The organism is Agromyces sp. GQ35 (assembly GCF_059758475.1).
This window is the reverse complement of sequence record NZ_JCAXEO010000002.1, coordinates 65,467-76,592: the sequence shown is the minus strand read 5'-3', so window position 1 is coordinate 76,592 and position 11,126 is coordinate 65,467. Positions and strand designations below refer to the sequence as shown.

At 68.0% G+C, this 11,126-nt stretch carries 10 protein-coding genes; 3 read left to right on the top strand and 7 right to left on the bottom strand.

The window, feature by feature from the left end; all coding sequences use genetic code 11:
- Window positions 1–12: 12 nt before the first annotated feature.
- The 5 genes from AC6CH0_RS12320 to AC6CH0_RS12300 all read right to left on the bottom strand — a co-directional run bounded on the left by AC6CH0_RS12320 (window position 13) and on the right by AC6CH0_RS12300 (window position 4,637).
- A complete protein-coding gene (locus AC6CH0_RS12320) occupies window positions 13–1,821 on the bottom strand; it encodes a peptidoglycan D,D-transpeptidase FtsI family protein (RefSeq protein WP_498101273.1) in 1,809 nt (602 codons plus the stop codon).
- 28 nt (window positions 1,822–1,849) lie between these two features.
- The gene (gene ftsL, locus AC6CH0_RS12315) at window positions 1,850–2,440 is read right to left on the bottom strand and encodes a cell division protein FtsL (RefSeq protein WP_498101271.1); all 591 of its coding nucleotides are present in this window, start codon (window positions 2,438–2,440) and stop codon (window positions 1,850–1,852) included.
- A complete protein-coding gene (gene rsmH / locus AC6CH0_RS12310) occupies window positions 2,437–3,390 on the bottom strand; it encodes a 16S rRNA (cytosine(1402)-N(4))-methyltransferase RsmH (RefSeq protein WP_498101269.1) in 954 nt (317 codons plus the stop codon). Before rsmH ends, ftsL begins: the two co-directional genes overlap by 4 nt.
- 103 nt (window positions 3,391–3,493) lie before the next feature.
- Window positions 3,494–3,925 carry a division/cell wall cluster transcriptional repressor MraZ gene (mraZ, locus tag AC6CH0_RS12305; protein WP_026482238.1) on the bottom strand — a complete coding sequence of 144 codons (432 nt, stop codon included), beginning with the start codon at window positions 3,923–3,925 and terminating at the stop codon, window positions 3,494–3,496.
- Window positions 3,926–4,247: 322 nt separating this feature from the next.
- Window positions 4,248–4,637, bottom strand: a complete 390-nt coding sequence (locus tag AC6CH0_RS12300; protein WP_498101267.1) for an SCO2097 family morphological protein — start codon at window positions 4,635–4,637, stop codon at window positions 4,248–4,250.
- Window positions 4,638–4,711: 74 nt separating this feature from the next.
- Here AC6CH0_RS12300 and AC6CH0_RS12295 point away from each other — a divergent pair, with 74 nt between their 5' ends.
- A complete protein-coding gene (locus AC6CH0_RS12295; RefSeq protein ID WP_498101265.1) occupies window positions 4,712–5,824 on the top strand; it encodes a polyprenyl synthetase family protein in 1,113 nt (370 codons plus the stop codon).
- Between the two features lie 52 nt (window positions 5,825–5,876).
- On the opposite strand, the gene AC6CH0_RS12290 is transcribed toward AC6CH0_RS12295, so the two are convergent.
- Window positions 5,877–6,215: an Rv2175c family DNA-binding protein gene (locus AC6CH0_RS12290; RefSeq protein ID WP_498101263.1), complete on the bottom strand. Its 339-nt coding sequence runs from the start codon at window positions 6,213–6,215 to the stop codon at window positions 5,877–5,879.
- Window positions 6,216–6,374: 159 nt separating this feature from the next.
- Here AC6CH0_RS12290 and AC6CH0_RS12285 point away from each other — a divergent pair, with 159 nt between their 5' ends.
- Window positions 6,375–7,640, top strand: coding sequence for a LysM peptidoglycan-binding domain-containing protein (locus tag AC6CH0_RS12285; protein ID WP_498101261.1), 1,266 nt, complete (start codon window positions 6,375–6,377; stop codon window positions 7,638–7,640).
- A gap of 94 nt (window positions 7,641–7,734) precedes the next feature.
- The gene (pknB, locus tag AC6CH0_RS12280; protein WP_498101259.1) at window positions 7,735–9,663 is read left to right on the top strand and encodes a Stk1 family PASTA domain-containing Ser/Thr kinase; all 1,929 of its coding nucleotides are present in this window, start codon (window positions 7,735–7,737) and stop codon (window positions 9,661–9,663) included.
- An 85-nt stretch (window positions 9,664–9,748) separates the two neighbouring features.
- Here the strand turns inward: pknB and AC6CH0_RS12275 are convergent, their stop codons facing one another.
- Entirely contained in the window at window positions 9,749–11,119 is a 1,371-nt protein-coding gene (locus AC6CH0_RS12275; RefSeq protein ID WP_498101257.1) for a class II 3-deoxy-7-phosphoheptulonate synthase, read from the bottom strand.
- Window positions 11,120–11,126: the final 7 nt, after the last annotated feature.

Sequence of the window (11,126 nt, the reverse complement as noted above, 5' to 3'; positions counted from 1 at the left end):
AACCCAACTTTCTCACCAGGTAGCTGGCAGCTCGGGCGCCGCGGCGCCGGATGGAACGGTCCGGTATTTCTTCAGCACCTGGCTCATCACCTCTTGGAAGACGGGAGCGGATGCGGCGGACGAATTCATCTTAACGGGATTCATGATGCTCACCGAAACGACGAACTCCGGGTCGTCGGCCGGGGCGAAGCCGGAGACGGAGACGAGATAGCCCTTCAGGTAGCCGCCCTCGCCATCCGGCACCTGCGCGGTGCCGGTCTTCGCGGCGACCCGGTATCCCGGAATGTTCCATTCGTCCGACAGCCACGCGTCCTGGTAGACGCGCTCGAGCATCTGGCTCGTCTGGTCGGCCGCTTGCGCCGAGACCACCTGGGTGCCCTGCGCCGGCGCCGCCGTCGACGTGCCGTCTTCGTCGACGCAGCCGTCGACGAGGGTGACGGGCATGCGCACCCCGTGGTTCGCGATGGTCTGGTAGGCGCTGGCGATCTGCACCGCGGTCGTGGTCAGTCCCTGGCCGAACATCGTGGCGTACTTCGTCTGGTTGTCCCAGTCCTCGTCGGGGTCGCCGTGCAGGTCGCCGGGTTCCTCGCCCGAGAAGCCGACCTCGGTCTCGGCTCCGAGACCGAACTTCACCATGTCGTCGTATCGCGCTCGATCGGTCATCCGTTCACCGAACTGCGACATGCCCGTGTTGGAGGACTCGATGAGCACGCCGGTCAGCGTCAGGTTCTGATCGTCATGCACCGAACTGTCGTTGATGTTCGCCCCGTTGGGGAAGATGATGCGGTACGGCGCGACGACCTGACTGAACGGGTCGCCTTGGCCTGCGTTGATGACGGATGCCGCGGTGAGCGCCTTGAAGGTCGAACCCGGCTCGAACGGCGCCGTGAACGAACGGGATCCGCGATCCTCAGCGTCGGTGGCGGATGGGTCGTTCGGGTCGACCGTGGGAACATCCGCGACCGCGAGCAGGCGCCCGGTCTTCGCCTCCATGACGGTCACCGTCGCCCAGGCGGCACCCGTGGCCTGGCGCTGCGCCTCGGCGATGCGCTGCACCTCCCACTGCAGGTCGGTGTCGATCGTCAGCTTCAGCGTTCCGCCGTCGTGCGCCTGCTTCTGCACGATCTCGGTGCCGGGGATCTTCACCCAGTCCTGCAGGCTGTGCAGGTAGCTCACCTCGCCGTTCTCGCCGGCGAGGCACTGGTCCTCCGAGAGCTCGAGGCCCGCGACCGGCTCGCCGTCGGGATCGACCCAGCCGACGAGGTTTCCGGCGACCGCGCCGTTCGGGTAACGCCGACTCGGGTGCTCATCGGCGTAGACCCACGGAATGTCCAACGCCTTCACCCGTTCGTATGTCTCGGTGTCGACGAGTTTCGCGACGTAGGCATAGTCGGAATTGGCGTCCGCAGCGAGCTCCGAGGCGATGATGCCCTGTACCTGATCGCCCGTGAGGCCGACCTCGGCACCAAGCTCGGCGGCGAGCTGCGCCATCGGAACCTCGACGACCATGGTCTCCCCTGGCTTCTCGGGGTCAGGCATGTCGCGCTCGACGAGAGCCTTCGAAGCCTGCTTCGGCGAGAGCACGATGTCGTATCGCATGACGCTGTCGGCGAGCACCTTGCCGTTGGCATCGACGATGTCACCTCGAGCGCCGTAGACGGTGACCGGTTGGGAACGAGCCTCCTGGGCCTGCTCGTTGAGCTCGGCCGCACGCACGATCTGGATGTCGACGAGTCGTACGACGAAGACGCCGACGAGTGCGATCAGCACCGCAGCCGAGAGCAGAATTCTCCGCATCGGGTGCCGGCTCGTGCGGTTCATCAATTCGATCCTCGCAAACGATCGTGCGTCAGTGCGTGGCGGGCGTCGGCAGGGCTCCGTCGAGCGGTGCCGCCGGCGCCCCATCGGGCACCTGCGTCGTCGCGTCGGCGGCCTGACCGGGGGTTCCCTCGCTCGGAGTCTGCACCGGGGGCTGCTCGCCGCCCGACGGCACGCCGTCGATCAGCGCATTCGGGACGAGCGGCGCAGAGGGCGCGACGCCGCCGGCGGCCGCCGTCGGCTGGCCGAGCACGGCGCCGTCGGAGAGCCTCAGGTAGACGGGGTTCGCGTTGGGCACCATGCCGAGACCTTCGGCCTTCGTGGCGAGGAACTGGGGTGACTCGACGCGATCGAGTTCCTCGGCGAGCTTCTGCTCCTCACGGGTGAGCACGCTCTGCTGCGTCTGGAGTCCGTCGATCTCGTATGCTCCCTGCGTGACCGCGATCGAGAGCAGAAGCTGCGCAACGATGATGACCGCCACCCCGCCGAGGGCGATGACGGCGTAGGCGAGACGCGGCTTCGGGCGTGCCACCCGCTCCGGGGCGGGACGCAGACGGCGGGGGGCGCGATCCGGGCCGACTCGGCGCGGAGCAGGAAGGGAGTTGGCCGGCAGTGCACTCATGACGGCCTCCTCACTCGTTCAGCGGCGCGGAGCCGTACCGGCTTCGCACGCGGGTTCTCCGCCTGCTCGGACTCGCTCGCGAGCTCAGCGCCTCGAACGAGGAGCTTGAAGACCGGGCGGTGTTCGGGGAGTTCCATCGGCAGCCCCGCGGGTGCGGTCGAGCTCGACGCGGCGCTGAGCGCTCGCTTGACGATGCGGTCCTCGAGAGACTGGTAGGCCAGCACGACGATGCGACCGCCGACGGCGATCGTTTCGAGTGCCGCGGGCATGGCACGGTCGAGCACCGAGAGCTCCTCGTTCACCTCGATCCGCAACGCCTGGAAGACCCGCTTCGCCGGATGCCCCTGCCGCTGAATGGCGACCGGCGTCGCAGCCTGGAGGATCGCGACGAGCTCGGCCGAGCGGGTGATCGGGGCATCCGCTCGCGCTCTGACGATCGCCCGTGCGTAGCGAGCCGCGAGCTTCTCCTCGCCGTAGTCGAGGAAGATGCGCCGCAGTTCCTCTTCGCTCTCTTCGGCGATGACGTCTGCGGCGGTGCGTCCGCTCGTGCCGTCCATGCGCATGTCGAGCGGAGCGTCTTTGGAGTAGGCGAAGCCACGCTCTGCGCGGTCGAGCTGGAGGGAGGAGACGCCGAGGTCGAAGAGCACGCCCTGCACCTCGCGGAACCCCTCGGAACGCACGGCGCCCTCGATGCCGTCGTACACCGTGTGCACGAATCGCGCGCGGTCGCCGAACTTCGCGAGTCGTTCGCGTGCGATGCCGAGTGCGTCGGTGTCGCGATCGAGCCCGATCACCGTGAGGTTCGGAAAGCGCTCGAGGAAGGCGGCCGCGTGGCCGCCCATGCCGAGTGTCGCGTCGACGAGCACGGCGTTGTCGCCCTCGAGGGCAGGAGCCAGAAGCTCCAGCGTGCGCTCGAGCATGACCGGGGTGTGAATGCGTTCGATGTCCATGATTCCTCCTTGCCTTCCGGGCCTCGGGTTCCGATCCCCATCCGTTCGTCCTGATGCGGGGAAGTGCACCAGGCGCGGCCGGCTGGGAGTCGGAGCCCGAGGATCAGAAGAGTCCGGGGATCACCTCCTCCGCCGTATCCGCGAAGGCCGCCTCCTGCTCGGCGAGATAGCTCTGCCACGCCGTCGCATCCCAGATCTCCACCCGACTGCCCGTACCGATGACCGTCAGGTCCCGGTCGAGGCCGGCGTACGCGCGAAGCGTGGCGGGGATGGTGACGCGGTGCTGCTTGTCGGGGGTCTCCGCGGAAGCCCCCGAGAGGAAGACGCGCATGTAGTCGCGCGCCTGCTTGCTCGTTACCGGGGCTTGGCGGATCTTGTCGCTCATGCTCTCGAACTCCCGCGCACTGAACACGTAGATGCAGTGCTCCTGCCCGCGCGTGAGCACGAGGCCGCTCGAGAGCTCCTCCCGGAACTTCGCCGGAAGAATGACGCGGCCTTTCTCATCGAGCTTCGGTTCATAGCTGCCGAGGAACACCACACCACCCCCTTTCCTCCGGCCAGAATCCAGGTAACCCCACTTTACTCCACTCTCATCCACCTATCAACGACATTCGCTCGCTTTCGGCGTGTTCGAGCTGTGAGTTCCCCGTCAACACTGGGAATCACGCCGTGGAGTGGAGTGGAGGGAATGGTGGTTCCCGGCGCGAGGCCGCGTCTGATTTCGGGCACGCAGCAGCTCGAACCGGCAGCGGATGCACCGAGGTATGCCCCGCTACTCAGGCGATTCGCACCCCGGGCGCACGAAAAAACGGGCCGATCCGAAGATCGACCCGTTCAGGTGGTGCGAAGTGGAGGGATCAGTCCTGGCCGTCTTGACGACGATCCCAGCGATCGTTCATGCGATCCATGAAGCCACTGCCGGTGGTGCGACGGCCGGGCTGCGCAGCGGCGGTCGGCTCGGCGGGAGCGGCCGAGGCGGCGCCGCGCTTGGTCGGGGTGGTCGCGACGAGCACTCCGGCGAACATCACGGCGAAGCCGATGACGCCGACGACGAGAAGCTGCGATGCCACGCCCGCAATGAGTGCCCCCGCACCGGCGACGGCGAGGAGCACGCCGAGCACGATGGCTCGGTAGTTCGGCCGGCGACCTCGAACGCCGCCGACAGCTTGTACGAAATCGGCGTCATTGCGATAGAGGTTGCGCTCCATCTCCTCGAGAAGACGTTGCTCCTGCTCTGAAAGCGGCATCTCATTCCCCTCAGGCTCGGGATCGACGCATCCGAGTCCATTCTAGCCCCGTGCTGCCTCGCTAGGCTAGGCGCGTGGCTCACGGTTCCCGACTCGTCGATTTGGTGCACGAACGCATCGAGGATTTCCTCGCCGAACGCACCTCCATTCTCCGCGAGATCAGCCCCGACCTCGAGCCATTGGACGCGTTCTCAAGGCGATTTCTCAGCGGCGGCAAGCGCTTCCGCGCACGCTTCTGCTACTGGGGCTGGGAGGCCGTCGGCGGTCGCGGATTCGACCCCTTCGCCACCGAAGGCGGGCGCGACCGGTTCCCCGTGGTGTCTGCGGCGTCCGCGTTGGAGCTCTTCCACGCCGCGGCGCTCTTGCACGACGACATCATCGACAATTCCGACACCCGCCGCGGCGCGCCATCGGCGCACCGTCTCTTCGAGGGGCTGCATCGGGAATCAGGATGGGCCGGATCCGGCGCAGAGTTCGGACGGGCCGCCGCGATCCTGTTGGGCGACCTCCTCCTCGGCTGGAGCGACGAATTGCTCGACGAAGGACTCGCCGCCCTCCCCGACCGCGACGCCGCTCGCGCTGCACGATCCGAGTTCATGCGCATGCGCACGGAAGTGACCGCCGGCCAGTACCTCGACATCCTCGAAGAGCGCGCCTGGCTCACCCAGCCCGAGTCGGAGCAGCGCCTGCGCGCCCAACGAGTGATCGTCTACAAGGCAGCCAAGTACAGCGTCGAGGCCCCACTGGTGATCGGCGGCGCCATCGCGGGCGCCTCGAGCGCGCAGTTCGCGGCCCTGCACGCGTTCGGCCTCCCGCTCGGCATCGCCTACCAGCTGCGCGACGATCTCCTCGGCGTCTTCGGCGACCCCGAGGTGACGGGCAAGCCGAGCGGTGACGACCTTCGCGAGGGAAAGCGCACGATGCTGATCGCGATCGCCCGCGAACGGCTGGCGCCGGGGCAGCGCCGCCTCCTCGACGAGTTGCTCGGCGACCCTGAACTCGAGCCTGAGCAGGTACGGATGCTGCAGCGCACCATTCGCGAGTGCGGCGCGGTCGACGAGATCGAAACGCTCATCGCATCGAACGTCGCGACCGCGATGGCAGCACTCGAAGACGCACCACTGAGCCGCGATGCCAGAGCCGAGCTCGGCTCGCTCGCGCGAGCGGTCAGCCGACGCACGAGCTGAGCGACGGTGTCGGAGTTCCGACCCGACGGTTCGCTCCATTGCGGAGATCTGATCAGGCGAGCGCCTGCGCGATGCGACGGACCTCGGCCTTACGTCCGGCGCGGAGCGCGGCGATTGGCGAGGTGCCGAGGCTGTCCTCCTCGGCGAGCATCCACTCGAGTGCCTCGGTGTCGGTGAACCCGGCATCTGCGAGCACATTGGCCGTGCCGTGGAGTTCGTGCAGGGGCTCGTTGTCGCGGAGGAACACCGCCGGCACCTTCAGCACGCCGTCGACGCGCGCAGCGAGCAAGTGCTTGTCGTCGATGAGTCGGCGGATGCGACTCGGGCTCTGCCCGAGCAACTCGACGAGGTCGGGAACAGTCAGCCAGTCGGTTTCGGCAGCTTCGGTCACGCATCAAGACTGCCATGCGCGGGGGCTGTTCGGGAACAGGGCCGCAGCACATACAGGAGAGCGGCTTCGCCGGACTCGCGTCGAGGTGTTTGACTCGCTCGATGCCCTATGCGACGGTAACCGCAGAGCCGGGAATGAAGTCCGGCGAAGGGGGAACCGATGTCGTTCGACGCCGAGATCGAGGGCGAGCCGGTCGCCGACTCGCCTCGGGGCACCAAAGCGGCACCGGGTCGCCGACGAGGCATCCGTCGACTGATCACCCTGCCGCTCGCCGTCGTGTCGACGATCGCCGTCACGCTCGGCATCTCCCAGCCGGCGGAAGCCGCTCCGCAGCCGTCGAAGCGTCTGCCCAAGGCGAAGGCCACCGATGGAGCTGCAGGCCGGCTCGCGTCGGTCGGCGCGACCGCCGCGTCGGCGTCGGTACCCGCCGAGATCACCGTCGGCGACGGCGACACGGTCAGCAGCATCGCCGAGAGGTTCGGGGTGGCGACGGCCGACGTCCTCGCACTGAACGGCTTGGGATGGTCGAGCCTCATCTTCCCCGGACAGCGCCTCGCTCTGCCCGGCGGCGGCACTGCCGCCCCTGCCCCCGCGCCCGTTGCCGCTGAACTCTCACGCCACACCGTCGTCGACGGCGACACCATCAGCGCCATCGCATCCTCGTACGGCTTGTCGCTCGACCAGGTGCTCAGCGCCAACGGACTCAGCCGACAGAGCCTGATCTTCCCCGGGCAGACGATCGTGCTGCCGCCGAGCCCGGGCGCCTCCTCCGCTCCCGTCACCTCCACGCCGGCACCTCCGGCCGATGCGACCCAGGGCTCTCCCGCCGATTCGACGGGCGACACCTACACCGTCGTCGACGGCGACACGCTCTGGGACATCGCCGCTCGGCACGACCTCGGTGTGGCCGACCTCGTCGCGGTCAACGGACTCGACCCCGCTGCAGTCATCCGAAGCGGGCAGGTCCTGCGCATCGCGCGCCCGGTCGCTGCCGTGAGCGTCGCGTCGGTGAGCGTCGTGCTGACCGAGGAGATGCGTGCGAACGCCCGCGTGATCGTCGACGTCGGCCGCGCACTCGGCGTGTCGGACCAGGGCATCGTCGTGGCGCTCGCCGCCGCCGCCCAGGAGTCGGGCCTCGTGAACGTCGACCACGGCGACCTCGACTCGCTCGGCCTGTTCCAGCAACGACCGAGCCAGGGCTGGGGCACGGTCGATGAGGTGCTCGACCCGGTTCGTTCGGCGATGGCGTTCTACGGCGGGGCGACGAACCCGAACGCCGGGCGCACGCGGGGACTGCTCGACATCGGTGGCTGGGAGTCGCTGAGCGTCGCCCAGGCTGCGCAGGCGGTGCAGCTCAGCGCCTACCCCGATCACTACGCGAAATGGGAGGTCTCGGCGCGAGCCTGGCTCTCCGAGTTCGGCTGATCGGGATTCGACGACGCATCACGATGGGATTCCGATCGGCGCGCCATCGGCGTTTGCGCCATTTGCGGCATATGCCTCTTCGTAGAATCGGAGAGTGACCACCGCGCCCGTCGACCCCATGATCGGCCGTCTCATCGACGGCCGCTATCAGGTGCGCTCGCGGATCGCCCGTGGTGGCATGGCGACGGTCTACCTCGCCACCGACCTTCGCCTCGAACGGCGCGTCGCTCTCAAGATCATGCACGGCCACCTCGCCGACGACAACACCTTCAAGACCCGGTTCGTGCAGGAGGCCCGCTCGGCGGCCCGCCTCGCGCACCCGAACGTCGTGAACGTGTTCGACCAGGGCCAAGACGCCGACATGGCATACCTCGTGATGGAGTACCTGCCCGGCATCACGCTTCGTGAATTGCTGAAGGACTACCAGAAGCTCACCTCCGAACAGACCGTCGACATCATGGACGCCGTGCTCGCCGGCCTTGCCGCCGCGCACAAGGCCGGCATCGTGCACCGCGACCTGAAGCCCGAGAACGTGTTGCTGGCCGATGACGGGCGCATCAAGCTCGGCGACTTCGGCCTCGCCCGCGCTGCCAGTGCCAACACCGCGACCGGCCAGGCACTGCTCGGCACGATCGCCTACCTCTCCCCCGAGCTCGTCACCCGCGGCGTCGCCGACGCCCGAAGTGACATCTACGCGGTCGGCATCATGATGTACGAGATGCTGACCGGCGAGCAGCCCTACGTCGGCGAAGCGCCGATGGCGATCGCCTACCAGCACGCGAACGACCAAGTGCCGACGCCGAGCTCGAAGAACCCGGCGGTGCCCGTCGAACTCGACGAGCTCGTGCTCTGGGCGACCACCCGAGACCCCGAAGAGCGCCCGAACGATGCTCGCGAGATGCTCGAGCGGCTGCGGGAGGTCGAGCCGTCGATCCGCTCATCGCACCGACCGCTCACGACGCAGGCGACGATGGTGCTGTCGGATGCCGCGCTCCCGGTCGGCGCCGCGACGGCCGAGACTCGCGTACTCGGCGCGGGCGGAGTCGCTGTCGCCCCCGCGACGATCCCCGGCGCATCCGACGGCGACGACACCGAAGCCCTCGCCAAGAGCGCCGACCGGCACAAACGGCGCGGCTACTGGCTCATCGCCCTCGTCTTGCTCCTCACCGGCCTGGCCGCCGGCACCGGCTGGTACTTCGGCGCCGGACCCGGAGCGCTCACCCAGGTGCCCGAGACGGCGACCCTCGCCCCCGACGCCGCAACGCGCATTCTCGAGGAGGCCGGCTTCACGGTCGAGCCTGGCGAACGAAACGACCCCGTGGTGCCGAAGGGCCAGGTATCCGACACGGATCCCGAAGGCGGGTCCGAGGCGCAACGCGGCTCGGTCGTCACGATGTTCGTTTCGTTGGGCCCGCGAATCCTCGAAGTTCCAGAGGTCCGGGGCTCGCCGTCGGCTGAGGCTCGCGCCGCGCTCGGCGAGTTCACCGTGGCCAAGGAGAACGCGCTGCAGTTCTCATCAGACGTCCCCGCAGACCTCGTCATCGACGTGCTCGACGCCGATGGCAACCCGGTCGGCACCGAATACCCCGAACTCGGTGCGCTCACGCTCGTCGTCTCAGCCGGGCCGGTGCCCGACATCGTCGGCATGCCGAGGGCAGAGGCCGAAGCGGCGCTCGGTGCCGCGAACCTGAGCCTGAACGAGGTCGGCTCCGAGTTCGACAATTCCGGCGCCGTTCCAGCCGATGCCGTACTCAGCGCGACCGCGACCACCGATCCCGTGCGGCCCGGCGATTCGATCGACGTGGTCTTCTCCAAGGGCCAAGACCTCGTGGCCGTTCCGAACGTCGTCGGCATGAAGCTCTCCGATGCGATTCAGGCGCTCGAGGCGGCGGAGTTCACCGTCGCACACAGCTTTCCGGCACCGTTCCTGCAGTTCGTGACCGTGACCTCGCAGGATCCGGCCGCCGATGCGCAGGCCGTTCGCGGGAGCGAAGTGAAGCTGGTCGGCACACTCACGCTCTGAGTGGATCGTCTGTGCGTCCTGACCCCATCCCTCATGGGCGGGCAGACGCACGGGACATCCGTCTCCGGATGCCCCGTGCTCCAGCTCAGCGAGCGGCGAGTTCCTCGGCTACGAGGAACGCGAGCTCGAGAGACTGCATGTGGTTCAGGCGCGGGTCGCAGAGCGACTCGTAGCGCGTGGCCAGCGTCTCTTCGTCGATGTGCTCGGAGCCGCCGAGGCACTCCGTGACATCGTCGCCCGTGAGTTCGACGTGAATGCCGCCCGGGTGGGTACCCGCGTCACGGTGCGCCTCGAAGAACCCCTTGACCTCGTCGACCACGTCATCGAAACGGCGCGTCTTGTAGCCGTTGGGCGTAGTGATGCCGTTGCCGTGCATGGGATCGGTGACCCACAACGGAGTGGCATCGCTCGCCTTGATCGCCTCGAGCAGGGGCGGCAGTGCCTCGCGGATCTTGCCGGCGCCCATGCGCGTGATGAACGTCAGACGACCTGGCTCCCGCTCGGGGTCGAGCTTCTCGACGAGCTCGAGCATCGTCTCGGGCGTGGTCGACGGCCCGAGTTTCACACCGATCGGGTTGCGCACGCGCGAGAGGAAGTCGACGTGCGCGCCATCGAGCTCACGGGTGCGCTCGCCGATCCAGATGAAGTGGCTCGATGTGTCGTACGGTGTGCCCGTACGAGAGTCGATGCGGGTCATCGGTCGCTCGTAATCCATGAGCAGGCCCTCATGACCCGTGTAGAACTCGGTGTGCTTGATCGCCTCGAAGTCGGCGCCGCACGCCTCCATGAACTTGATCGCACGGTCGATCTCGCGCGCCATGTTCTCGTACCGGGCGTTCGCCGGGTTCGAGGCGAAGCCCTGGTTCCACGAGTGCACTTGACGCAGGTCGGCGAAACCGCCCTGCGTGAACGCACGGATGAGGTTCAGCGTCGAGGCCGCCGTGTGGTACCCCTTGATCAGCCTGGCGGGGTCGGCAGCGCGCGACTCGGGAGTGAAGTCGTAGCCGTTCACGATGTCGCCGCGGTAGGCGGGCAGCGTGACGTCTCCACGCGTCTCGGAATCGCTCGAGCGGGGCTTGGCGAACTGCCCGGCCATGCGGCCCATCTTCACGACGGGCATGGACGCACCGTAGGTGAGCACGACGGCCATCTGCAGCACGGTCTTCACCCGGTTGCGGATCTGGTCGGCCGTGGCGCCCGCGAAGGTCTCGGCGCAGTCGCCGCCCTGCAGCAGAAAGGCCTCGCCACGCGACGCAGCGGCAAGCCGGTCGCGCAGAATGTCGACCTCGCCGGCGAACACCAGCGGCGGCAGTGTGGCGAGCTCGGCGGATGCCGCGTGAGCGGCCTCGGCATCGGGCCACGACGGCTGCTGCTTGATGGGGAGCGTGCGCCAATAGTCGAGGCCGGCAATCACGGAGGGATCTGCATTCACGACCGGCTCGACGAGCTGTACCACGGGATGT

Excerpts from the sequence above, each read along its gene's own strand:
- AC6CH0_RS12320 (WP_498101273.1), bottom strand. The coding sequence starts at position 1,821 with ATGAACCGCACGAGCCGGCACCCGATGCGGAGAATTCTGCTCTCGGCT.
- ftsL (WP_498101271.1), bottom strand. The coding sequence starts at position 2,440 with ATGAGTGCACTGCCGGCCAACTCCCTTCCTGCTCCGCGCCGAGTCGGC.
- rsmH (WP_498101269.1), bottom strand. The coding sequence starts at position 3,390 with ATGGACATCGAACGCATTCACACCCCGGTCATGCTCGAGCGCACGCTG.
- AC6CH0_RS12300 (WP_498101267.1), bottom strand. The coding sequence starts at position 4,637 with ATGCCGCTTTCAGAGCAGGAGCAACGTCTTCTCGAGGAGATGGAGCGC.
- AC6CH0_RS12285 (WP_498101261.1), top strand. The coding sequence starts at position 6,375 with ATGTCGTTCGACGCCGAGATCGAGGGCGAGCCGGTCGCCGACTCGCCT.